The organism is Flavobacterium sp., from assembly GCF_017744675.1.
Classification (GTDB): domain Bacteria; phylum Bacteroidota; class Bacteroidia; order Flavobacteriales; family Flavobacteriaceae; genus Flavobacterium.
Window position 1 is genome coordinate 374,498 of the sequence record NZ_JAGIAV010000001.1, and the last position, 22,535, is coordinate 397,032.

The 22,535-nt window shown below is 34.1% G+C and carries 23 protein-coding genes; 21 read left to right on the forward strand and 2 right to left on the reverse strand.

What is annotated here, in order from left to right; genetic code table 11:
- Positions 1-154: 154 nt before the first annotated feature.
- The 11 genes from metG to J7574_RS01675 all read left to right on the forward strand — a co-directional run bounded on the left by metG (position 155) and on the right by J7574_RS01675 (position 11,536).
- Entirely contained in the window at positions 155-2,290 is a 2,136-nt protein-coding gene (metG, locus tag J7574_RS01625) for a methionine--tRNA ligase (RefSeq protein ID WP_290963246.1), read from the forward strand.
- A 246-nt stretch (positions 2,291-2,536) separates the two neighbouring features.
- Complete coding sequence (locus J7574_RS01630) at positions 2,537-2,812, forward strand: hypothetical protein (RefSeq protein WP_290963248.1); 276 nt, start codon at positions 2,537-2,539, stop codon at positions 2,810-2,812.
- A gap of 116 nt (positions 2,813-2,928) precedes the next feature.
- Complete coding sequence (locus tag J7574_RS01635; RefSeq protein ID WP_290963250.1) at positions 2,929-4,380, forward strand: hypothetical protein; 1,452 nt, start codon at positions 2,929-2,931, stop codon at positions 4,378-4,380.
- A 135-nt stretch (positions 4,381-4,515) separates the two neighbouring features.
- Positions 4,516-5,409, forward strand: a complete 894-nt coding sequence (locus J7574_RS01640; protein WP_290963252.1) for a DMT family transporter — start codon at positions 4,516-4,518, stop codon at positions 5,407-5,409.
- 281 nt (positions 5,410-5,690) lie between these two features.
- A complete protein-coding gene (locus J7574_RS01645) occupies positions 5,691-6,398 on the forward strand; it encodes an HAD family hydrolase (protein WP_035653506.1) in 708 nt (235 codons plus the stop codon).
- Positions 6,398-7,027, forward strand: a complete 630-nt coding sequence (locus J7574_RS01650; protein ID WP_290963254.1) for a chloramphenicol acetyltransferase — start codon at positions 6,398-6,400, stop codon at positions 7,025-7,027. Before J7574_RS01645 ends, J7574_RS01650 begins: the two co-directional genes overlap by 1 nt.
- A 32-nt stretch (positions 7,028-7,059) precedes the next feature.
- Positions 7,060-8,454 carry a hypothetical protein gene (locus J7574_RS01655; protein WP_290963256.1) on the forward strand — a complete coding sequence of 465 codons (1,395 nt, stop codon included), beginning with the start codon at positions 7,060-7,062 and terminating at the stop codon, positions 8,452-8,454.
- A 166-nt stretch (positions 8,455-8,620) separates the two neighbouring features.
- Positions 8,621-9,754: an OmpA family protein gene (locus J7574_RS01660; RefSeq protein ID WP_290963258.1), complete on the forward strand. Its 1,134-nt coding sequence runs from the start codon at positions 8,621-8,623 to the stop codon at positions 9,752-9,754.
- A gap of 222 nt (positions 9,755-9,976) precedes the next feature.
- On the forward strand, positions 9,977-10,495 hold the full coding sequence (locus J7574_RS01665; RefSeq protein ID WP_290963260.1) for a ferritin: 519 nt from the start codon (positions 9,977-9,979) through the stop codon (positions 10,493-10,495).
- Positions 10,496-10,576: 81 nt separating this feature from the next.
- Positions 10,577-10,762: a hypothetical protein gene (locus tag J7574_RS01670; RefSeq protein ID WP_029271150.1), complete on the forward strand. Its 186-nt coding sequence runs from the start codon at positions 10,577-10,579 to the stop codon at positions 10,760-10,762.
- A gap of 81 nt (positions 10,763-10,843) precedes the next feature.
- Positions 10,844-11,536 carry a DUF2461 domain-containing protein gene (locus tag J7574_RS01675; RefSeq protein WP_290963265.1) on the forward strand — a complete coding sequence of 231 codons (693 nt, stop codon included), beginning with the start codon at positions 10,844-10,846 and terminating at the stop codon, positions 11,534-11,536.
- Positions 11,537-11,891: 355 nt separating this feature from the next.
- Here the strand turns inward: J7574_RS01675 and J7574_RS01680 are convergent, their stop codons facing one another.
- The gene (locus J7574_RS01680) at positions 11,892-12,215 is read right to left on the reverse strand and encodes a single-stranded DNA-binding protein (protein ID WP_290963267.1); all 324 of its coding nucleotides are present in this window, start codon (positions 12,213-12,215) and stop codon (positions 11,892-11,894) included.
- Positions 12,216-12,390: 175 nt separating this feature from the next.
- On the opposite strand from J7574_RS01680, the gene J7574_RS01685 reads away from it, so the two are divergent.
- Genes J7574_RS01685 through J7574_RS01705 form a run of 5 tightly spaced genes read left to right on the forward strand, consistent with a single transcriptional unit; the run spans position 12,391 to position 17,997 of the window.
- On the forward strand, positions 12,391-13,917 hold the full coding sequence (locus tag J7574_RS01685; RefSeq protein WP_290963269.1) for a bifunctional GNAT family N-acetyltransferase/carbon-nitrogen hydrolase family protein: 1,527 nt from the start codon (positions 12,391-12,393) through the stop codon (positions 13,915-13,917).
- A complete protein-coding gene (locus J7574_RS01690) occupies positions 13,917-14,264 on the forward strand; it encodes a hypothetical protein (RefSeq protein ID WP_008465546.1) in 348 nt (115 codons plus the stop codon). Before J7574_RS01685 ends, J7574_RS01690 begins: the two co-directional genes overlap by 1 nt.
- Before the next feature lie 16 nt (positions 14,265-14,280).
- Positions 14,281-16,680 carry a M28 family peptidase gene (locus J7574_RS01695; protein ID WP_290963275.1) on the forward strand — a complete coding sequence of 800 codons (2,400 nt, stop codon included), beginning with the start codon at positions 14,281-14,283 and terminating at the stop codon, positions 16,678-16,680.
- Between the two features lie 25 nt (positions 16,681-16,705).
- Positions 16,706-17,575 carry a tetratricopeptide repeat protein gene (locus J7574_RS01700; RefSeq protein WP_290963278.1) on the forward strand — a complete coding sequence of 290 codons (870 nt, stop codon included), beginning with the start codon at positions 16,706-16,708 and terminating at the stop codon, positions 17,573-17,575.
- A gap of 2 nt (positions 17,576-17,577) precedes the next feature.
- Positions 17,578-17,997 (forward strand): SRPBCC domain-containing protein, encoded by a 420-nt coding sequence (locus tag J7574_RS01705; RefSeq protein WP_290963281.1) that lies wholly within the window; start codon positions 17,578-17,580, stop codon positions 17,995-17,997.
- Positions 17,998-18,121: 124 nt separating this feature from the next.
- Here J7574_RS01705 and J7574_RS01710 read toward each other — a convergent pair whose 3' ends face one another.
- Positions 18,122-18,517: a rhodanese-like domain-containing protein gene (locus J7574_RS01710; protein ID WP_290963284.1), complete on the reverse strand. Its 396-nt coding sequence runs from the start codon at positions 18,515-18,517 to the stop codon at positions 18,122-18,124.
- 146 nt (positions 18,518-18,663) lie between these two features.
- Between J7574_RS01710 and J7574_RS01715 the strand changes: the two genes are divergently transcribed.
- The 5 genes from J7574_RS01715 (at position 18,664) to J7574_RS01735 (ending at position 22,469) form a co-directional block, all read left to right on the forward strand.
- Complete coding sequence (locus tag J7574_RS01715) at positions 18,664-19,566, forward strand: LysR family transcriptional regulator (protein ID WP_290963286.1); 903 nt, start codon at positions 18,664-18,666, stop codon at positions 19,564-19,566.
- Positions 19,551-20,000 carry a GNAT family N-acetyltransferase gene (locus J7574_RS01720; protein WP_290963288.1) on the forward strand — a complete coding sequence of 150 codons (450 nt, stop codon included), beginning with the start codon at positions 19,551-19,553 and terminating at the stop codon, positions 19,998-20,000. Before J7574_RS01715 ends, J7574_RS01720 begins: the two co-directional genes overlap by 16 nt.
- Positions 20,001-20,177: 177 nt before the next feature.
- Complete coding sequence (locus tag J7574_RS01725; RefSeq protein ID WP_290963291.1) at positions 20,178-21,014, forward strand: NAD-dependent epimerase/dehydratase family protein; 837 nt, start codon at positions 20,178-20,180, stop codon at positions 21,012-21,014.
- 109 nt (positions 21,015-21,123) lie between these two features.
- Positions 21,124-21,600, forward strand: coding sequence for a methylated-DNA--[protein]-cysteine S-methyltransferase (locus J7574_RS01730; RefSeq protein WP_290963295.1), 477 nt, complete (start codon positions 21,124-21,126; stop codon positions 21,598-21,600).
- 155 nt (positions 21,601-21,755) lie between these two features.
- A complete protein-coding gene (locus J7574_RS01735) occupies positions 21,756-22,469 on the forward strand; it encodes a 3'-5' exonuclease (RefSeq protein WP_290963297.1) in 714 nt (237 codons plus the stop codon).
- Positions 22,470-22,535: the final 66 nt, after the last annotated feature.

Consider the following 22,535-nt stretch of genomic DNA (forward strand, 5'->3'; position numbering starts at 1 on the left):
GCAAAAAACTTTGCGACTCTGCGCCTTTGCGAGATTAATTTTCACTTCTTTCAAAAAAATCTCAGCGAATCTCTGCGCTTTTTCTTTGTGAATCTCTGCGTAATAACGAAATCTCAATTCTATTGCTTATTTTTGCACTCTAAAATTCATATTAATGACACAGAATCCAAAGCGATATACGATCACGGCGGCATTGCCTTACACCAACGGACCTATTCATATTGGTCACTTGGCAGGGGTTTACGTGCCTGCAGATATATATTCAAGATATTTAAGATTGCAAGGAAAAGATGTAGCATTTATCTGCGGAAGCGATGAACACGGAGTTGCAATCTCTATGAAAGCCAAAAAAGAAGGAATTACACCACAAGAAGTTATTGATAAATATGATGGAATTATCCGCAAGTCGTTTGAAGATTTCGGAATTTCATTCAACAATTATTCTAGAACTTCGGCAAAAATTCATCACGATACGGCTTCGGAATTCTTTAGAACATTATATGATAAAGGAGATTTTATCGAAGAAGTAACCGAACAATTGTACGATGCAAAAGCAAATCAGTTTTTGGCAGACCGTTTTGTTGTGGGAACTTGTCCGAAATGTGGTAATGACGGAGCTTACGGAGATCAGTGCGAAAATTGCGGATCTACCTTAAACGCTACGGATTTGATTAATCCAAAATCGACAATTACTGGAGAAACTCCGATTTTAAAAGAAACAAAACACTGGTTTTTACCTTTAGACCGATATTCTGATTTCTTAACAGAATGGATTTTAGTTGGACATAAAAACGATTGGAAAACCAATGTTTACGGACAAGTAAAATCTTGGATCGATGCTGGATTAGAACCTCGCGCCGTAACTCGTGACTTAGATTGGGGAATTGACGTTCCGGTTGAAGGTGCTGAAGGCAAAAAACTATACGTTTGGTTTGATGCGCCAATTGGCTACATTTCTTCTACAAAAGAATGGGCAGCGCGCGAAGGAAAAGATTGGGAACCGTATTGGAAAGATGAAGAAACAAAATTGGTTCACTTTATCGGAAAAGACAATATTGTTTTCCACTGTATTATTTTCCCGGCAATGTTAAAAGCAGAAGGAAGCTACATTCTGCCAGACAACGTTCCAGCAAATGAGTTCTTGAACTTGGAAGGAAACAAACTTTCGACTTCTAAAAACTGGGCGGTTTGGTTGCACGAATATTTAGAAGAGTTTCCAGACAAACAGGATGTTTTGCGTTACGCTTTAACATCAAACGCGCCTGAAACAAAAGACAATGATTTTACTTGGAAAGATTTCCAAGCTAGAAATAACAACGAATTGGTTGCCGTTTTCGGAAATTTTGTAAATCGTGTTGTAGTTTTAACCAACAAATATTACGATGGCGTTATTCCAACTCCAAACGAATTTACAGAAATTGACGAAGCTACTTTAAACGAATTAAAAGCGTATCCAGCTGTAATTGCAAGTTCGGTGGAGCGTTATAGATTCCGTGAAGCTTTGGGCGAATTGATGAATGTGGCTCGTTTAGGAAATAAATACTTAGCAGACGAAGAGCCTTGGAAAGTGATGAAAGACAATCCAGAGCGTGTAAAAACTCAAATGTATGTAGCGCTGCAAATTGCTGCTGCGTTAAGCGTTTTAGCGGAACCATTTTTACCGTTTACAGCGGCTAAATTGTCAAAAATCTTAAATCTTAATGATCTTAAAGAACACTTTAAAGGATTTAGTAAATATTTGAAAGAAAACCATCCTGGTTCTACAGATGTTATTCTGGATAAAACATTGGGTTGGAATGATATTTCTGAAAACTCAGATTTATTGCCAGCAAGACACAAAATTGGTGAAGCAGAATTGCTTTTTGCTAAAATCGAAGACGAAGAAATACAAAAACAAATAGATAAATTGGAAGCAACAAAAACAGCAAATCTTGCTGAAAGCAAACAACCAGATCCGCAAAAAGAATTAATTCAGTTTGAGGATTTCGCGAAAATGGATATTCGTATCGGAACTATTTTAGAAGCTGAAAAAATGCCAAAAGCAAACAAGCTTTTAGTTCTTAAAGTTGATACTGGAATCGATGTTCGCACGATTGTTTCGGGAATTGCTGAAAGTTTTTCTCCAGAAGAAATCATCGGAAAACGAGTTTCTGTATTAGCCAACTTAGCGCCAAGAGCTTTGCGCGGTGTTGAAAGTCAAGGAATGATCTTGATGACAACCAATGCAGAAGGAAAATTAGTTTTCGTAAATCCAGATGCTGATGCACCGAATGGTGCGACTGTAAATTAAGATTCTATTTCAAAATTCGAAATATTAAAAACATGAGAAATTTCTCATGTTTTTTACTTTTATATAAGTTTGAATTTATAAGTTTGTCTTGACAAAAAAACCTTACATATAATATTGAAACTTTAATAAAAGTTAAAATAAGCGAACTCTCGCCATGATGACCCTATGGAAACTCGGGAAAATCTATCTGTAAGGATATTTTGTCACATCTAAAGCGAGAGTTTCGTGCGTTTAATATTTTCGTATATGACAAAAGAAAATCAAAAACCGACACAACACGATGTGATGCCATCAATGGCAAAATTCCTTTCAGATCTTTGGTTTGAAGGAGATTTTAGAGAACAGCCCAGTTATCTAGCTGAAATTTTCAAGCGAATTCTTGAAACAGATTTGGGAGATGACAAAAATCTACGATCAAAAATGATGGAATGCATCAAAACCAGTGAAATGCTAGCCGAAACGCTCAAACCATTTTCGGATAAACAAATTCAGAAAGCTTGCAGTAAATTTGCTGTAGTTTAAAACAAAAAAGCGTGAACCAATTAAGATTTTAATTGATTCGCGCTTTTTGCTTTTAAAATAACAGAAAGTATTTAGATTTGTACAAAAAATCTTTAATACATTACAAATAATTGCGAATGCCAAAAAAACTACTCCTTGCTACGCTATTACTTTTTAGTTTAATTTCATTTTCACAGGAACTTGTATATTACACTCCACTTGAATTAAAAAAACATCGCGATGTTCTTCCAATCGTAAACAATGATAAAGAAGTGACTTTATTTGTTAGCGACAAGATCAAAGTAAAAGCCATACGTTTAAATGAAAAAATGCAAGTTATTGATAGTATTTCTAGCGAAAGACCTGATAAGAAAAAATTTGCTGAAATGATTGGATATAACTCAACTAATTCTAATGCAAGGCTGTTTTGGGCATCTAAAGACCGAAGCTTAGTCCTTTCACAATTTTATGATTTTAAAACCCGAAAGATCTCAACGCAGGAATTAACTCTACTTATTCAGAACGAGCAGGTTTTGCAAGGTTTTAGTTCCAATGATAACTTTTTTATCTTAACAATAGTAAAAGAAACCAGTACCTTAAAGCTTCATGTTTTTGATCAGGATGGATATCACGAAACAAAAACAATTGACTTAAGCAATTTCCGTTTTTATAAAAAAGATTATACAAAAACGAACCTATATGGTATCTTCGAAGAAAGTCTGTTAGCGTTCGAAGCTCCATTTTCATTACAAAACATTAATTCAGAAACTCCAACTTCTATTACAGATGGAGCCAAAAAAAGAAAATGTTATGTCGACAATAACGAACTGATTATAACACTTGACTCTAATGTAGATTACACACAAATTTTTGTAATAGATTTAAAAAACTACACGGCGAAAGAAAAAATCATAAACAAAACCATTATTATAAATGAAAACCGCGAAACTTTAAATTCAAATTCCTTTTATTTTGCTAAAAAATTATATCAGATGAAAAGCTCCCCTAATTCTTTTTTCTTTACGATAAAAGATTTAGATGGAAATGTTCTGAAAGAATATAATGTAACCCCAGATGCTCCTATTGATTTCAAAAATTCAGAAATCTATCAAGAAGGCGGTGATTTTGGAGGAAAAAGAATTTTAGAAACCAGTTCGCAGTTTATTAGAAAAGTAAACAAACTAAATTCTGGAATTTCATGCTATAATATTGGTGATAATACATTAATCACACTTGGAAGTGTTTCTGAATTAAAACAAGGAACTTCTCCAATATTTATTGGCGGTGGATTGGTAGGAATTGCCGCTTCGGCTGTCGCTGGAGCAACAATGGCATATTATAATTCGACAATGAATAATTTTAATTCTTATTCAAATAGAAAAGTAGTAAAAATAGAATGTTTATTTGATAAAGATAATAATCATCTAAAAACGGAATTACAGCCATTAGCTTTCGATAAAATCAGAACTTTCTTTGATGATACTACAGACGTTTCTTCCCAAACATTATTCAGAATGCAATCATCATATTATTTAGGTTATTACGACAATAAAACAAAAGAATACATTATTAGAAAATTTGTTGATTAAGCTCAAACCAACAAGTCCATATAACTTCAAAAAGCGCGAATAGTTAATTTTTAACCAATTCGCGCTTTTTGCTTTCAAACTATTCGTTTTTGTAGATTATCTTTGAAAAAATAATACAAGAATAAAATACATTAAATGAAACTCACCAAACCAAGATTAGCCCTAATCTGCGGTATACTCTGCATATCTATTTTTCCGATATTGGTAAAATTACGTTTAGCACCAGGATTAATTTCGGCTTTTTACCGAATGTTTTTTGCTGTCTTACTTTTACTGCCTTATGTTGTTTTAAGTGGAAATTTTAAACTCCCAAGTTTAAAATTTGCTCTTTTGGCTGCACTTTGCGGTGTTTTATTCTCGTCTGATGTTGCCGTTTGGAATATCGCCATTCAGGAATCAAGCGCGACTCAGGCTTCCCTTTTGACGAATTTATCTCCCGTTTGGGTTGGAGTGGGTTCTTTTTTCTTTTTGAAAGCAAAACCCGCAACGAATTTCTGGATCGGTACTTTGGTCGCTTTATTCGGAATGATCACTTTGGTCGGTTTTGAGTTTTTTATCGATTTAAACTTCGATCAGGCATTTCTATTCGCGGTTTTATCGGGAATCCTATATTCGATTTATCTTTTGGTCAGCAAAAATGTGCTTTCTACAGTTGATGTTCTTTCGTTTATGACAATTAGTTTAACGGCTTCGAGCATTTATTTAGGAATTTTATGCTATTCGTTAAACGAACCTTTCACAGGATTTACAGATACGGGTTGGTTTGTTTTGGTTTTACAAGCTGTTATTTGCCAATTGTGTGCCTGGCTTTCGATTAGTTATGCAACGCAACACATGCGAGCAACCCGAGTTTCATTAAGTTTATTAAGTCAAGCTGTAATTACCTCGATTTTGGCTTGGTTGTTTTTGGAAGAAAAAATAACTTTACAAATGATTATCGGCGGAATCATTCTCCTTTTCGGAATCCGAATTACGTTTTACGATAAAACGATTTCTTTGAAAAGATTGTTTTCTAAGAATCGAGATTAAAAAGTTTCTCGCAGATTCAATAGATTTGAGCAGATTTTTTAAAAATCCTCAAAATCATTTTATCCCGATAGCTATCGGGAGTGGTTAAATAAAATTTCCCGCAGATTACGCAGATTGAGCAGATTTATTTTTTTATCTTAACGAAATTAATCAGTAACCAAAAATTAGTGAAATTACTTCTACTGTTTTCAAAATAATTTATCCAATTAGCTATAATTCGTGAATTCGTGGCTAAAAAACTTGAAACAAAGAAAACCTGAAACTTGAAACAAAAAAACACTATGTTACATAAAACTAAAATACCAAACTTAAAAGTAATCGCCTTTGATGCCGATGATACTTTGTTTGTAAACGAACCATACTTCCAAGAAACCGAACATAAATTTTGTGCTTTGATGGAAGATTATCTTTCGCATCAAGGCATTTCGCAAGAATTATTCAAAATCGAAATTGCCAATCTGCCTTTGTACGGCTACGGAATAAAAGGTTATATCCTTTCGATGATTGAAGCAGCAATGAACATTTCGAACAATACTATTCCGATTGAAGTCATTGAGAAAATCATCCAATACGGAAAAGAACTGCTTGAAAAACCAATTGAATTGCTAGACGGAATTGAAGAAACTCTTGAAGCTTTAAAAGGCAAATACAAATTGGTCGTAGCTACAAAAGGCGATTTAAAAGACCAGCACAGCAAATTGCACCGTTCTGGTTTGGGGCATTATTTTCACCATATCGAGGTAATGTCAGACAAACAAGAAATCGATTATCAAAAATTGCTCGGACGTTTAGACATTCAGGCGCATGAGTTTTTGATGATCGGAAATTCATTAAAATCAGATGTTCTCCCAGTTTTAGGAATTGGCGGTTATGCCGTTCATATTCCGTTTCACACTACTTGGGAACACGAAAAAATTAATCATACTATAGAACACGAGCACTTTAGTTCATTTGAAACTATTGCAGAAGTAGTTCCGAATTTATTATAATGAAAACACTTTTAGACTTAGAAAATTGGAATAGAAAAGAGCATTTTGCCCATTTTAAACAAATGGAAGAACCTTTTTTTGGCGCCACAGTAGAAATCGATTGCACCAAAGCGTATCAAACCGCAAAAAGCCTGAATGCTTCTTTCTTCATTTTCTATTTGCATAAAACTTTGGCGGCGGTAAATGCCATCGAAAATTTTAGATATCGCATTTCAGGAAACCAAATTTACATTAACGACCGCATTGATGCATCGGCAACAATTGGCCGTGAAGATGGCACTTTCGGATTTTCTTTAATTGAATATGATCCTGATTTTAAAACATTCGAACAAATAGCATTAAGCGAAATAGAACGCATTCAAAGCACAACCGGACTTTTCACAAGATCTTTTGATTATGATAATCTGATTCATTTTTCGGCAATTCCGTGGTTGAATTTCAGTTCTATAACTCATGCCCGCAGTTTTACCTATCCAGACAGCTGTCCGAAAATTTCGTTTGGAAAAATGATGGTTTCTGAAACTGGAAAAAGAACCATGTCGATGGCGGTTTATGTACATCATGGTTTAATGGACGGCATGCACGTTGGCCAATTTGTAGATCTTTTTCAAGAGCTTATGAATCAATAAATAAGCGGAATGATTTTTGCGCCCTAAAACATATGAGACGAATTTTTCTTTTTTTGTTTTTAATCTCCAGTTCTGTTTTGTTAAGCCAGACAGTACTGACTTCTTATGCATTCGATTTAAAAAACAAAATCGCCCAATCTGAAATTATGACTGGCGAGAACACAGTTACTCATGATGTATTTGTTTTTGCTGCAAGGGCAGACAGCCTTTCGATATTAAAATACAACAGCGCTTTATTTTTAAGAGATAAATTTGTTACAAACCGTCAATACACAGAAAATAGATCCTTGATGGGCTATAGTTTCAGCGAAGACGGAAATCCTACTTTATATTGGTTTTCGAAAGAAGAGAAATCAATAATTGTAATCAAGTATTATCTCGAAAATAAAACTTCACGGGCTTTAAAATTACAGATTCCATTTGAAGATTATTCCTTAATAACACAGTATCAGAAAGACAACAATTTTTATTTGTTGATGAAAGATAAAACAAAAGAAGCTTTGACCGCTTTTATTTTCAAAAACGGAATGGCTCAAGAGAAATTTTTAGATTTCAGTTCTTTCAAGTTTATAGATCAGAAAAGCCAGCCTAAAACATTCCATCAGATTTTATTTGAAAATCCTATAGAAAAAATGGGATCTGGAGAATATAATCCGTTATATAAAGTTACTGCCAAAAGCAAAATTTACATTCTTCCGAATCGCTTGATTCTAACTTTAGATCAAAATTTCAGAAAAACACAATTATTCGATATTGATTTGGAAAGTCTTGAAATAAAAGAAAAGACATTTTTACAACCTGTTGGGAATAAAAATCCAAAAACGACCAACTCGTATTATCATGAAAATAAATTATATCAAATCAGTGTTAATCCTGATGAACTTCTATTTGATATCAAAGATTATGAATCGGGTGAGTTGGTAAAAAACTTTGCTGTTTCAAAAAAAGATACCATTCGTTTTAGTAATTCGCCTCTATTGATGCAGATCGAAGACCGAGAACCGAGAAAAATAAAGAATACAGCCAAATTTTTAAAAGCATTGTCTTCTCTCGATGCAGGACTTTCGGTTTATAAAAACGACAAAAATCTATTCATCACTCTAGGAGGAACTGGAGTAGATTTGAACTCAATATCTATGAATAGTGTTAATTTTAACAACCCTTTTGGTGATTTTCCATCCAACAGTTATTACAATTTTGAAACCAATTACTCTATATTTCTTGAAAGTATATGGACCAAAAAGCTCGAACTTACTCAAGAAACGCATGCACCTTTTGCAACCGACAAGATTTTCTTCTTTTTAGATTCTCATAAAGAAGCAGTCCTTTATAATACCCTAAAGCTAAATAATTACACTATTTTAAGCTATTATGATATTACTGCCAAACAGCTTGTGCTTCGCAAATTTACCGACGGATTCAATTAAACAGATTCGCAATCAATAACTTACATTAAAACATCTTATCTACTTGTTATTTTCTAATCTTTAGATTTTTGCAATTAATCCTATTTTAATACTTTTTTGACTTTTAAGGAAAGATTTTACTTACAATTTATCGTTGTTTTGGACAAAAATTTAAAATTAAGAAATAATGAAAAAAGTTGTAATGACTCTCGCATTTGCCCTAGCGTTGACTGGAGTACATGCGCAAACAGAAAACAATAACAGCTATAATAAATGGTCTATAGATTTAGGCGCAGGTTTTAACAAACCGCAACGACCATTTAATAGCGGATATTCTACAAACACGATAAGCCCATGGACTGGTGATTTAGGTGTTCGTTACATGTTTAACAACAAATTTGGTTTAAAAGCAGATTTTGGATACAACAGTTTTACTGCAAAAGGCAGTTCATTAGATTTTGATTCAAAATATTACAGAGTAGATTTACAAGCTGTTGCTAACTTAGGCCGCATCATGAATTTTGAAACTTGGACTAATACTTTCGGTTTATTAGGTCATGCTGGTTTTGGTTATGGTCAATTAAGAAGTGATAGTTTTAAAGGAGCAGATGAAGTAGGAAATTTTATTGCTGGTATAACTGGACAAATAAGACTATCAAATCGAGTAGCTTTAACTGGTGATTTCTCTACTATTTTAAATGCTACCCAAGATCATACTTTTAATGGAGCATATGTACCTGAAAACAGAGGTTTTTCTGGATTGATTTTTAATGGAACTGTTGGTTTAAACATTTACTTAGGAAAAAATACCAAACATGCAGATTGGATCGTATTAGAAAACAACAACAATACTGATATTTCTGCTTTAGAAAACAAAGTATCAGATCTTGAAAATCAAATCAAGAAAATACCTGCACAAAAAGAAGTGGTTGTTGAAAAACAGGTTACTACTCCTCAACTTACAGATAGTGATTTGATTAAGAGAATGATCAATGATAAATACTACAGTGTTTATTTTGATTTCAACAAAACAACGCCTATCGAAAACTCAACTGCAGCAATTGATGTTGTTTTAAATTACTTGAGAAAAAACCCTTCAGCATCTCTTGACTTAGTTGGTTATGCTGATCAAGTTGGAAAAGCAGAGTACAACGAAAAACTATCATACGCAAGAGCAACGAATGTTAAAACTATTTTTGAAAAAGCTGGAATTGCTTCTTCACGTTTAAATGTTGTAGCTGAAGGCGCTGATACATCAATCCAAAAAGATTCTGACGAAGCTAGAAGATTAGCTAGAAGAGTTACTTTTATTGTAAAATAATTTTTTTTTAATTACTGATTTTAAAAGGCCCTTAGGATTTTTTCTTAAGGGCTTTTTTATAGCATGTATATTAAAAAACAACTCCACATTAAAACCCTGCTACTTTTAAAAAAATTGCTCTCTATAATTTTATTGATAATTAATTGACATCTCTAATGTTTTCAAGGTTTCGAAAAAATGAAATGAATAATTTTTCTTAATTTTACAAAAAAGACACTTATTATGTTAGCAAAAAATATTGAATCGGCTTTAAACAAGCAAATCCGTATAGAAGCAGAATCTTCACAAACTTATCTTTCTATGGCTTGTTGGGCTGAAGTGCACGGATTGGAAGGAATTGCGCAATTTATGTATACACAGTCAGATGAAGAGCGTGCACATATGCTTAAATTGATTAAGTATGTAAACGAACGCGGAGGACATGCTCAAATTACAGATCTAAAAGCACCAAAAACAAGTTATTCTACTTTTAAAGAAATGTTTGAGGAACTTTATAATCATGAACTTTTTGTTTCGAAATCGATCAATGAATTGGTACATATTACTTTTGAAGAAAAAGATTATGCTACTCACAATTTCTTACAATGGTATGTTTCTGAACAAATCGAAGAAGAAGCTACAGCTAAATCTATCTTAGACAAAATCAACTTAATTGGCGATGACAAAGGAGGTCTTTACTTGTTTGATCGTGATATTCAGCAATTAACAGTTACGAGCTCAATTGCTATTAATCCTAAATAAAAAAGTTAAAGTTTATTTAGAACACTTAAAAATAACTTTTTTGATTTATATTTGTCTCTGTTTTTATAATACAGAGGAAAATTGAGCAAGAAAGAAAAAGACAAGGACAAAAAAAAGGATAAAAAGAAAAAGAAAAACAAAGATATCCTTGATAAAATTAAGAAGATTGAAAACTGTAAATCTTCTTGCTGCGAGAAATATAAAAAGAGCGAAAAGAAACGCTGTTCACGCTGTCCTATGTTTGATTTATTTAAAAAAACTGCTTAAAGCATATAGAAAAACCCATCCGATTTCTCTGGTGGGTTTTTTAGTTTTAAATTGCAGTCAACTTTCGATTTTAATACTACTATGAAAAACGATATTATAATACCTCAATCTAGCCTTGATTTTTTGGTTGAACTAAAACAAAACAACAATAAGCCATGGTTTGAAGCCAACAAACCACAATATTTAATCGAACTTAATCATATCGAAAACTTTGCTGGTGCTTTATTAAAAGAACTTTCCAAAACAGATGTTCTAGAAAATACTTCGGGCAAAAAAAGCGTTTACAGAATCTATCGTGACATTCGTTTTTCTAAAGACAAAACTCCTTTTAAGACTTTTTGGGGCGGAAGCTACACTCGCGCCACTGCTGCAAGACGCGGCGGTTATTATTTCCATCTGGAAAAAGGAAACACTTTTTTCGCGGGTGGTTTCTGGGGGCCAAATGCAGCCGATTTAAAACGAATAAGAACTGAATTTGCACACGATCCAGAATCGTTTCAGAAAATATTGAATTCGGAATCTTTTAAAAGCAATTTTGGAGTTTTACAAGGCGAACAGCTTAAAACAAAACCAAAAGGTTTTGATGTCAATCATCCTGCTATTGATTTACTTCGTTTTAAACAATTTTTGGTCATAAAACGTTTCACCGACAAAGAAGTATTGAGTCCGCAATTTTTAGAATTGGCCTTGGATGCTTTTAAAAACATGAGACCGTTTTTTGATTATATGAGTGAAGTGCTGACCACCGATGCTAATGGCGTTTCTATTTTATAAAAACCTTTTTCGATAAAATAGTAAACCCGACAGGTTTTAAAAATCTGTCGGATTTAACTTATCGCTGTTCAATACTAAAAACAATTCATTCCGTAGGAATGTCTCGTCGGTAGTAAAAATCGATTTTGATCATGATTTTACGTTCCATAGGAACGTTTGATTAATAAAACGCATATCTTATCACGCAAAACAGGTGTCCCTACAGGACACTACGCAAATAACATCATTTTTTTTTCTACCAACCATATATTCCTAACGGAATATGTAAACATTAAACCCGACAGGTTTTAAAAACCTGTCGGGTTTGTCTTTAATTAGCTTTGTCAAAGTTTAAAACTTTGACAAAGCTTCTAAATTATTTACTCAATAATAAAATTTCATTTACAACCACTTCGGTTATATAACGCTTTTCACCGTTTTTATCATCGTAGCTTCTGTGCGTCAGTTTTCCTTCAACAGCAATTTCTTTTCCTTTTACAACAAACTTTTCGATGATTTCTGCTGTTTTTCCCCAGGCTGTTATGCGATGCCATTCGGTTTGTTCGACTCTTTCACCTTTATCATTTTTATAATAATCTTTTGTAGCGATAGAAACGTGTGCTAATTTTTTACCGTTTTCTAATGTTTTAACTTCTGGATCGTTTCCTACATTCCCGATTAATTGTACTCTGTTTTTCATGGCGTATAATATTTAATGTTAGTATTAAGTGAATCGTTTTTCAAATTCAACAGGACAAAGATGCGAAACCTCAGCACCGACAGTCGGTTATTAACTGTTTACTATCGACTGTAACTGTTTGTAAGCGTTTGTAAATGGAAATTGTTTTTTGTATATTTGAGATAAATCTTACGATATGCAGGCAAAAATCAAAAAAGTAGAGTTAAGAAACCTTGAAATAGAGGACTATAGACAATTGAAAAAATCAATGATCGAATCGTATCCAGAAATGGCCGATTCGTATTGGGGATCTGATGATATAGAAAGACTTCTTTCTATTTTTCCAGAGGGACAGTTGGTGATTTTGGTTGACGGAAAAGTCGTTGGCTCTGCCCTATCTCTTATTATCGATGAAAAATTGGTAGAGAAACGACACAATTATCAGCAAATTAGCGGTAATTACACCTTCTCTACTCATAATCCAGATGCCGAAATTTTATACGGAATAGATGTTTTTATTCACCCCAATTATAGAGGTCTTCGTTTAGGACGCCGATTATACGATGCAAGAAAGGAGCTTTGCGAGCAATTGAATTTAAAAGCGATTGTTTTTGCAGGAAGAATTCCGAATTATAGGGAACACGCCAAAAAGATGTCGCCTAAAACGTATATCGAAAAAGTTCGCACCAAAGAATTGTACGATCCTGTTCTTTCTTTTCAGTTAAGTAATGACTTTCACGTTTTGAAAATCCTTAAAAATTATTTGGAAGGTGACGAAGAATCGAAAGAATTTGCGGTTCTATTGGAATGGAATAATATTTATTATGAAGAGAGTCCGAAACTGATTAATCTTAAAAAAGAAATCATTCGATTAGGATTAATCCAATGGCAGATGCGTCCGCTAAATAATGTTGAAGCCCTTTTTGAACAAGCTGAGTTTTTCATTGATGCCGTTTCTGGTTATGGATCAGACTTTGCTTTGTTTCCGGAATTATTCACTGCGCCTTTAATGGCCGATTACAATCATTTATCTGAAGCAGAAGCCATTCGCGAACTCGCACGACACACAGATCCGATTCGCAAGCGTTTTCAGGAATTTGCCATTTCATACAACATCAATATTATAACGGGGAGTATGCCTTATGTAGAAAGCGGAAATCTGTACAATGTCGGTTTTTTATGCAAAAGAGATGGTACCTCAGAAATGTATACCAAAATTCATATCACACCAAATGAAGTTATTCATTGGGGAATGAAAGGCGGATCGCAATTTAAAACCTTTGATACCGATTGTGGTAAAATAGGGATTCTGATCTGCTATGATGTCGAGTTTCCAGAACTTTCGAGACTTTTGGCAGATGAAGGAATGGATATTTTATTCGTTCCATTTTTAACGGATACTCAAAACGGATATACTCGTGTAAAACATTGTTCGCAAGCACGCGCCATCGAAAATGAGTGTTATGTAGCCATAGCAGGTTGCGTTGGAAATCTTCCGAAAGTAAACAATATGGATATTCAATATGCGCAGTCTTCTGTGTTTACACCGTCTGATTTTGCCTTTCCGAGTAATGGAATCAAAGCAGAAGCTACTCCAAACACCGAAATGACGCTTATTGTTGATGTTGATTTGAATTTATTGAAAGAACTTCACGAACATGGAAGTGTAAAAACATTAAAAGACAGAAGATCTGACCTTTACGAAATTAAAAAATTGAATTAATGAAAACATGCCTCGAATGTTCAGCTAAAATTTTCGGCCGCGAAGACAAGAAATTCTGCTCTGATAGTTGCCGAAATGCCTACAATAATAAAATAAATAAAGATAGTACGAATTTCATGCGAAATATAAACAACAAGTTACGCAAAAATTACCGTATTTTGGCAGAGTTAAATGTAGATGGAAAATCGAAAGCTTCCAGAGACAAATTATTGACAAAAGGCTTTGATTTTGAATTCTTTACAAACATTTTACAGACCAAGACAGGAAATACATATTATTTCTTGTACGATCAAGGATATCGCTCCTTGGACAATGATTATTTTATGCTTGTTAAAAAAGAAATATAGTTAGTATTTATTCACCATGAGAAAAAACCCCACCTCAATTCTAGCCATAGTCTGCGTTTTAGCCTTACTTGGCATTATATATGCCACGATGATGCCGCAAGGCATCTCTAAAGATGACGAAGCGCTAGCTGAATTTTCGACCGAAAGAGCCTTAAATCAAGTCGAAATTATTGCGCAGAAACCGCATTATGTCGGATCGACCAATCACGAACTTGTAGCCAACTACTTAAAGCTAGAATTAAACAGAATCGGATTAGAAACGAGCATTCAGGAAGGTTTTACTCTAAATGATAAAGGTCTTTTGGTAAAGTCAAAAAATATTTTGGCTCGAATTAAGGGAACAAACAATACAAAAGCACTTTTACTTCTTTCTCATTATGACAGTGCACCGCATTCTTTTTCAAAAGGTGCAAGCGACGATGCTTCTGGTGTCGCTACAATTTTAGAAGGCATTCGCGCCTTTTTATACTCTAAACACCCTCAAAAAAACGATATTATCATATTATTCTCTGATGCAGAAGAATTAGGATTAAACGGTGCTGCTTTATTCGTAAACAAACATCCTTGGGCAAAAGACGTAGGTTTGGTTTTAAACTTCGAAGCAAGAGGAACTTCTGGACCAAGCTACATGCTGATGGAGACCAATAAAGGAAACGAAGCTCTAATCAAAGAATTTACTAAAGCAAAGCCTTCGCATCCTGTTTCAAATTCGTTGATGTACAGTATTTACAAAATGCTTCCCAACGATACCGATTTAACTGTTTTTAGAGAACAAGGCAATATTCAGGGATTCAACTTCGCTTTTATTGATGGCCATTTCAACTATCACACACAACAGGACGACGTTCAGCATTTAAATAAAACTACATTGGCACATCAAGGCACTTACATTATGCCTTTGCTAAAATACTTCTCTAATATTGATTTAAACCAGACCGAGTCTACAGAAGACGATGTTTACTTCAATGCTCCTTTTACCTTCATCAGTTATCCGTTTACTTGGGTAATGCCAATGACACTTATAGCTTTTGGTTTATTGGTTATCTTCATTTTTGTTGGAAAAGTAAAACGAATCATCACTTTTACAGAAATTTTTAAAGGATTTGTTCCGCTTCTTGGATCTATTATAATTGCAGGATTGGTAACGTTTTTAGGCTGGAAATTAATTCTTGAAATTTACCCTCAATATTCTGATCTTTTAAACGGATTTACCTACAACGGACACGCTTATATTGGTGCTTTTGTTACTCTGAGCATCGCGATCTGTTTTGCTTTCTATCACCATTTTTCTGAAGCTAAAACAACCATGAACCATTTTGTGGCGCCTTTGCTGCTTTGGATTATAATCAATGCATTTTTAGCGAATAGCTTAACGGGAGCAGGTTTCTTAATTATTCCGGTTTATTTCGGAATATTATTATTCGGAATATTTGTTTTCACTCAACATTACAGTTTAGGAATGAATTTAATATTCTCTATTCCTGCCCTAGCAATTGTGGCGCCTTTTATTGTAATGTTTCCTATTGGCTTAGGACTTAAAATATTATATGGAAGTGCAGTTCTAACCGTTTTATTGTTCGGATTGTTATTGCCAATATTTGGAGCTTTCGCTAAAAAAGGAGCTTGGATTGTGGTTTTCTTCCTTACTTCGATCGGATTTTTCGTTTACGCAGGATATAACTCTGGTTACGAACACGGAAAAGCCAAATCAAATAGCTTGTTATATGTTTACAATGCCGATAACAATTCTGCGGTTTGGACAACTTATGATACTAATTTGGACGAATGGACTAAATCTTATTTAGGCGAAAGCAATCAAAAAGCAGTTGGATTAAATACGCTTCCGCTAACAAGCAAATACAATACAACATTTACATACAGCGCTATTGCACCAGTTGTTGAAATTCAAAAACCGACGATTCAGTTTTTAAGAGATAGCGTAATTGGAAATAATAGATACTTGAAAATTAAGATTACTCCAAACAGAAAAGTAAATCGTTACGACATTTTTGCCAATCCAAAAATGACTTTTTACAACTTTAAGGCAAATGGAGTTACCACTTCGGGAGAAAAAACCAATCGTCTTGAACGTGAAGGTTCAAAAATTTTATGCTATTATGTGGTTGGAAACGAACCGCTTGAAATGGAATTCTACATCAATAAATCGTCGGTTTTTGATATGGATTTATTAGAAAGTTCGTTCGATTTAATGAGCAATCCATTGTTGAAGGTTAAACCAAGAAGCGATTGGATGATGCCAACGCCTTTTGTTTTGAATGACGCCGTTTTAATACAGCAGAAAATCAAAAGATATGTGCCACCGGTAAAACCAATTGAACCTGTTGTGCCAGTAGATAGTTTGGCTGTTTCAAAAGATAGTTTAAAACCGGCAGCTATTAAACCAGTACAACAATAAACCAACCTAACCTTAAACTATTAAAATGAAAAAAAACTTTTCGCTATTTTTAATCTTTAGCGGCTTTTTAGCACTTAATGCTCAAACTGTCGAAGAAAAAATAGCTGCAAAAGCATGCGAATGCCTAGAAAAAAGTTCTAAAATTACAGAAGATGTTTTTAGAGGCTGTTTGACTCAGCCAATGGGCGAATTGATTTTGACAGATAAAGACCCGAAAATTAGAGAATCAATAAATACAGTTGAAGGCATTCAAGGTATGATTGTAAGAGTTCAAGGTGTCATCACAAAAAAATGTCCGAACTTGATTCCAGAAATAAATCAAAACAAAGACGATGTTTTTTATAGCGAATCAAAAAACAAAAACGCGCAGAATTCTTATACAATCGCAAAAGATTTGATGCGTCAGAACAACCATAAATTGGCTCTCGAAAATTTTCAGCTGGCTATAAAAGAAGATCCTACTTTTGTTCTTGCCCTAGACGATATGGGAGTTTGCTACAGACAGTTAAATGATTATGATAATGCCATTAAATATTACAGCAAATCTCTAGAGATTTATCCTGAAGGTAATTTTGCTCTAATGAATATTGGTGTTGTCTACACTTTAAAATCGGATTACAAAACGGCAATCAGTTATTATGAAAAACTGATTCAGTATCATCCAGACAATGCTGAAGGCTATTTTGGAGCTGGAAAAAACTATTTTATACTGAAAGATGATGAAAAAGCATTAAACAATCTTTTTCTTGCTCACATTATCTACACTAACGAAAAATCAGATTACGCCAAAGATTCTGAACAGCTCATTGGAGCTCTTTATCAGAAAATGAAATCAGAGAACAAAGAGGATTTATTCAAAAAAATTGCTGCAAAAAACAACATTAATATAGAATAAATATGGCAACAAACATTTCTACAATCGTTTTAGATGCCCCAACCGAAAAAGTTTGGAACGCATTAACACAACCAGAATTGGTGAAACAATGGCAGTACGGAAGCGAATTGCTTACGACTTGGAAAACGGGTACCGAAATCAGATTTAGAAATGAATGGGAAGGCCAAGTTTTTGAGCAATGGGGTACCGTTTTAGAAGTTATTCCAAATCAGAAAATTAAATATTCTCTATTTTTCCCTCGACCAGGATTAGAAGACAAACCAGAAAATTATTTTATAATGAGTTATGTTCTGAGTGAAGAAAATCAGAAAACAAAACTCGAAATAATTCAGGAAGATAATCGTCCAGGAGCTGTTCAGGAAGAACCGCAAGGCGAAGAAAATCCAATTCTTCAAGGTTTGAAAGCTGTAATTGAGGCTTAAGACAGGTTCAAAGTGCCAGAGAAACAAAGCGACAAAGATTAAAAAAGCACTATGAAAATAGTGCTTTAGTTTTTTAGATAAGTACAGAAATCTTTGTCACTTTGTTTCTCTGGCACCTCAATAATCAACATGCACATTCTATTTTCAAGCCTTGCTTTTCACCTTTTGTGCCTTCGGTTGCATATCCGTCAATTTTCCACCATTCTAGACCGCCAATTAGCTCTTTTACTTTAAAACCTAACTTGGTCATATTCAAAGCTCCTTTTGTAGAAGCATTACAGCCAATTCCGGTGCAATAAGTCACATACAAAACATCTTTATCTAAATGCTGTGTCGTTTCTAAATTCATTTCGCGATGCGGAATATTAACCGCATTCGGAATATGTTCTTCATCGTAGCCAAAAGCTCTTCTGGCATCGATTACGATGATATTTTCGCCGTTGTTTAAAGCTTCAAATAAATCTGAAGGATCCATTTCATAAGCTAACTTGTTTTCATAATGTTTAATTTGTGCTTCCATGTTGTTTGAGTTTTGATGTTTTTACTTTTCCAAAAGTAGCAGAACATAAAACACCAGAAAAACGAAAAGAATTCATCAAGAGCATTACTTTTTTTCATACAAAAGCCAATCTAAAATTTTGTTACTTTGCGTATTAATCTTCAAAAATGGAAATACGCCACTTAAAATTGATAAAAGCAATTGTCGAAGAAGGAAGCATTACCAAAGCGATCGACAAACTTCATTTGACACAATCGGCTTTGAGCCATCAGCTCAAAGAAGCAGAATATCAATTGGGTACTGCCATTTTTTTGAGAACGAATAAAAAACTGGTGCTTACAAAAGCAGGCGAAAAAATCTACGAACTTGCTAATGAAATCCTAAACAAGCTGGCTGAAACCGAAACTCAAATCAAACAAATGGTTTTTGGCGAACATGGCGAAATCAGAATCAGTACAGAATGTTTCTCGAGTTACCATTGGCTTCCTTCGGTTTTAAAGCAATTCCATCTTTTATATCCAAATGTTGAACTGAAAATTGTAGCCGAAGCCACTCATATTCCGTTGCAAAAACTGCTAGAAAATACTATTGATATTGCCATTGTAAGCGATCAGATAAAAGACAGCAATATCAAATATCAAGAGCTTTTTCAGGACGAAATGGTAATGGTGGTTTCAGAAAATCATTCTTGGGCCGATAAAAAATATATTGTTGCAGAAGATTTCATCAACGAACATCTGATTATTCATTCGCTTCCGCTGGAAACCGTTACCATTCATCAGTTTCTTTTGGCTCCAGCCAAAGTAAGTCCGAAAAAAATAACACCAATGCCCTTAACCGAAGCTTCTCTCGAAATGGTAAAAGCCGACATGGGCGTTATGTCTATGGCAAAATGGGCGTTTACACCTTATTTAAAAACCACTTCGTTGCGAGCAGTTAAAATTGGAAAAAACGGACTGAAGAGAAAACATTTTATTGCAACTCGTGCCAAGGAAAATTATCCTGATTACTTTCATCACTTTATCAGCTTTTTACAAAACGAAATCAACTTGCAATGGAATATTCAATAAGAAACTGCGAAATTGCAGATTTGCCTAAACTACTCGTTTTAATTGAAAAACACGCCGAATTTGAAAAAGCCGAATTCTCTCCCGAAGGGAAGGAAGAAGGTTTAAAAAATGCTTTATTCGGTCCAAATCCCAAATTACATTGTTTGGTTGTGGCTACAAAAGAAACCATTGTCGGTTACACTTCTTATACTTTTGATTTTTCAACTTGGAACGCTCAAAACTTTCTCTACATGGACTGTTTGTTTTTGGAAGAAGAAACAAGAGGTTTTGGCATTGGCGAAATTTTAATCGAAAAATTAAAAGAAATCGGGAAACAAAACAATTGCGTCAACATACAATGGCAAACGCCAGAATTCAATACCAGAGCGATTAAATTTTACAACAGATTGGGAGCAAAAGGAAAAGACAAAGTGCGTTTTACTTTAACTTTGTAAAAAAATAATCTAGCAAAGTTGATATTTTATTTCACGCAGATTTTACAAGATTTAAGCTGATAAACGCAGATAATTATTTCAAATAAATCTGTAAAAAATCTGTCGAATCCGCGTGAAACAAAAAACTTTGCGACTCTGCGACTTTGCGAGATTATTACTTAACCTCAAAATAAAAAAATGACAAAAATAAGTATACTCGGCTGCGGCTGGCTCGGATTTCCTTTAGCAAAAACATTAATTGCAAAAGGTATTTCAATAAACGGATCCACAACTTCAGAAAATAAACTTTCGATTTTAAAAGATGCTGGAATAAATCCATTTCTTGTCATCCTGAGCGAAGTCCAAGGAACCATTGAAAGCGAAAGTATTTCTAAGAACATTGCCGATTTTTTAGCGGAAAGCGACATTTTGATTATCGATATTCCGCCAAAATTGAGAGCAGTTGATCCCAATGCTGGGAAAAAAGCGTTTGTCGAAAAAATCAAGAACTTAATTCCGTTCATAGAAAAATCAACGGTAAAGAAAGTTCTTTTTGTAAGTTCAACATCGGTTTATGGCGATGATAGCAATATAATTACGGAAGAAACAATTCCAAATCCAGATACAGAGAGTGGGAAACAATTGGTTTTAACTGAAAAATTGCTGCAAGAAAATCAAAACTTCGAAACCACTATTCTACGTTTTGGCGGACTTATTGGTGAAGATCGCCATCCTGTTAAGTTTCTAGCAGGAAAAGAAAATCTAGAAAATCCAGACGCACCAATAAATTTGATTCACCTAAACGATTGCATCGGAATAATTGAGGAAATTGTAAATCAATCCAAATGGAATGACATTTTCAATGCCGTTGCTCCTTTTCATCCAACAAGAGAGGCGTTTTATTCCCAAAAGGCGATTAAAATGAATTTGCCAGAACCGAAATTCAGTTCAGAAAAGTCAAACCTCAAAAAGGTTATTTCAAGTGAAAAAATTGAAACCATTTTAAACTATAAATTTAGATTGGACGAATATTAAACCATATAAGTTATATAAGAAATTTAAGTTTCGACGCTTTGATTAAATGAACTTATATAACTTATATGGTTCAAAAAAAATTCGCGAACTTTGCTTTTAAACCAAAAGTATGGAAACAGTTTATATCAATTCGCCTCTTGGAATCACCAAAATTATTGGGAATGAAAATGGTATTTCGGTAATTTCTGTTTCTGATGTGGGCACAAATGAAGTTTCAGAAACCATTCCTGAAGTTTTACAAGATGCCGTTTTGCAGTTAAATGAATATTTTGAAGGCAAAAGAACCGATTTTGATTTGAAACTGAATCCGCAAGGAACAGAATTTCAGCAGAAAGTCTGGAAATCGTTATTAGAAATTCCATACGGAAAAACAGTAAGCTACATGGACCAAACCAAAAAGCTTGGCGATGTAAAAGCAATTCGCGCCGTAGCCTCGGCAAATGGTAAAAATCCGCTCTGGATTGTGGTTCCTTGTCACCGCGTTATTGGCACAAACGGATCTTTAACAGGATATGCCGGCGGATTGTCTCGCAAAAAATGGCTTTTGGAACATGAATCGCCATCTCAACAGCAAAGTTTATTTTAGTCTTTTGCCACGAATTTCACTAATTTCCACTAATTAAATTTAATACTTTTAAATTATGTTTTTTTAAAGTAATAAATTTCTTCCATATTCAGCTAATTCTTTATTTATCCATAAAAAGAATTTGTGTAAATTCGTGAAATCGTGGCAACAACATTATGATTGAAAAAATAAACCTCAATAACATTTTATTTCTTGATATAGAAACCGTTCCTGAAGAAGAGAATTTCAATTCGCTTGACGCGGAAATGCAATCACTTTGGGATTTAAAAACGCAATATCAGCGAAAAGACGAGTTTACACCAGAAGAATTTTACGAACGTGCTGGAATTTGGGCTGAATTTGGAAAGATAATCTGTATTTCGGTTGGCTTTTTTACCATCAAAGGCGATGTTCGTAATTTTAGAGTGACTTCTTTCTTTGGTGAAGAAAAGAAAATCCTAAAAGACTTTTCGAATCTGATTAACAATCATTTCAATCAGCCTCAGCATTTGATGTGCGGACATAATTCGAAAGAGTTTGATATTCCTTTTATTGCTCGAAGAATGATCATCAACCAAATGCCAATTCCAGACAAACTGAATTTATTTGGAAAAAAACCTTGGGAAATTCCGCATTTAGACACTTTAGAGTTATGGAAGTTTGGCGATTACAAGCATTTTACTTCGCTAAAATTATTAACTAAGATTCTTGGCGTTCCTTCCCCAAAAGGTGATATCGACGGAAGTCAGGTCGCGCATGTCTATTATGTCGAAAAAGATATTGACCGAATCATTACCTATTGCGAAAAAGATACAATTGCCGTAGCTCAAATTTTCTTGCGCCTACGCCGAGAAGATTTGTTGATTGAGGAAGAGATTATTCATGTCTAATTAAAGTAACAAAGGGACAGAGAAACAAAGAGACAAAGTTTTAAATGAACTTATATAACTTATATG

Bases quoted from the DNA above. Each gene is read 5' to 3' on its own strand.
- metG (WP_290963246.1), top strand. From the start codon at position 155: ATGACACAGAATCCAAAGCGATATACGATCACGGCGGCATTGCCTTAC.
- J7574_RS01715 (WP_290963286.1), top strand. From the start codon at position 18,664: ATGGAAATACGCCACTTAAAATTGATAAAAGCAATTGTCGAAGAAGGA.
- J7574_RS01655 (WP_290963256.1), top strand. From the start codon at position 7,060: ATGAGACGAATTTTTCTTTTTTTGTTTTTAATCTCCAGTTCTGTTTTG.
- J7574_RS01685 (WP_290963269.1), top strand. From the start codon at position 12,391: ATGCAGGCAAAAATCAAAAAAGTAGAGTTAAGAAACCTTGAAATAGAG.
- J7574_RS01735 (WP_290963297.1), top strand. From the start codon at position 21,756: ATGATTGAAAAAATAAACCTCAATAACATTTTATTTCTTGATATAGAA.
- J7574_RS01695 (WP_290963275.1), top strand. From the start codon at position 14,281: ATGAGAAAAAACCCCACCTCAATTCTAGCCATAGTCTGCGTTTTAGCC.
- J7574_RS01635 (WP_290963250.1), top strand. From the start codon at position 2,929: ATGCCAAAAAAACTACTCCTTGCTACGCTATTACTTTTTAGTTTAATT.
- J7574_RS01690 (WP_008465546.1), top strand. From the start codon at position 13,917: ATGAAAACATGCCTCGAATGTTCAGCTAAAATTTTCGGCCGCGAAGAC.
- J7574_RS01675 (WP_290963265.1), top strand. From the start codon at position 10,844: ATGAAAAACGATATTATAATACCTCAATCTAGCCTTGATTTTTTGGTT.
- J7574_RS01720 (WP_290963288.1), top strand. From the start codon at position 19,551: ATGGAATATTCAATAAGAAACTGCGAAATTGCAGATTTGCCTAAACTA.
- J7574_RS01730 (WP_290963295.1), top strand. From the start codon at position 21,124: ATGGAAACAGTTTATATCAATTCGCCTCTTGGAATCACCAAAATTATT.
- J7574_RS01680 (WP_290963267.1), bottom strand. From the start codon at position 12,215: ATGAAAAACAGAGTACAATTAATCGGGAATGTAGGAAACGATCCAGAA.
- J7574_RS01705 (WP_290963281.1), top strand. From the start codon at position 17,578: ATGGCAACAAACATTTCTACAATCGTTTTAGATGCCCCAACCGAAAAA.
- J7574_RS01725 (WP_290963291.1), top strand. From the start codon at position 20,178: ATGACAAAAATAAGTATACTCGGCTGCGGCTGGCTCGGATTTCCTTTA.
- J7574_RS01645 (WP_035653506.1), top strand. From the start codon at position 5,691: ATGTTACATAAAACTAAAATACCAAACTTAAAAGTAATCGCCTTTGAT.
- J7574_RS01660 (WP_290963258.1), top strand. From the start codon at position 8,621: ATGAAAAAAGTTGTAATGACTCTCGCATTTGCCCTAGCGTTGACTGGA.
- J7574_RS01640 (WP_290963252.1), top strand. From the start codon at position 4,516: ATGAAACTCACCAAACCAAGATTAGCCCTAATCTGCGGTATACTCTGC.
- J7574_RS01650 (WP_290963254.1), top strand. From the start codon at position 6,398: ATGAAAACACTTTTAGACTTAGAAAATTGGAATAGAAAAGAGCATTTT.
- J7574_RS01710 (WP_290963284.1), bottom strand. From the start codon at position 18,517: ATGGAAGCACAAATTAAACATTATGAAAACAAGTTAGCTTATGAAATG.
- J7574_RS01665 (WP_290963260.1), top strand. From the start codon at position 9,977: ATGTTAGCAAAAAATATTGAATCGGCTTTAAACAAGCAAATCCGTATA.
- J7574_RS01700 (WP_290963278.1), top strand. From the start codon at position 16,706: ATGAAAAAAAACTTTTCGCTATTTTTAATCTTTAGCGGCTTTTTAGCA.
- J7574_RS01630 (WP_290963248.1), top strand. From the start codon at position 2,537: ATGACAAAAGAAAATCAAAAACCGACACAACACGATGTGATGCCATCA.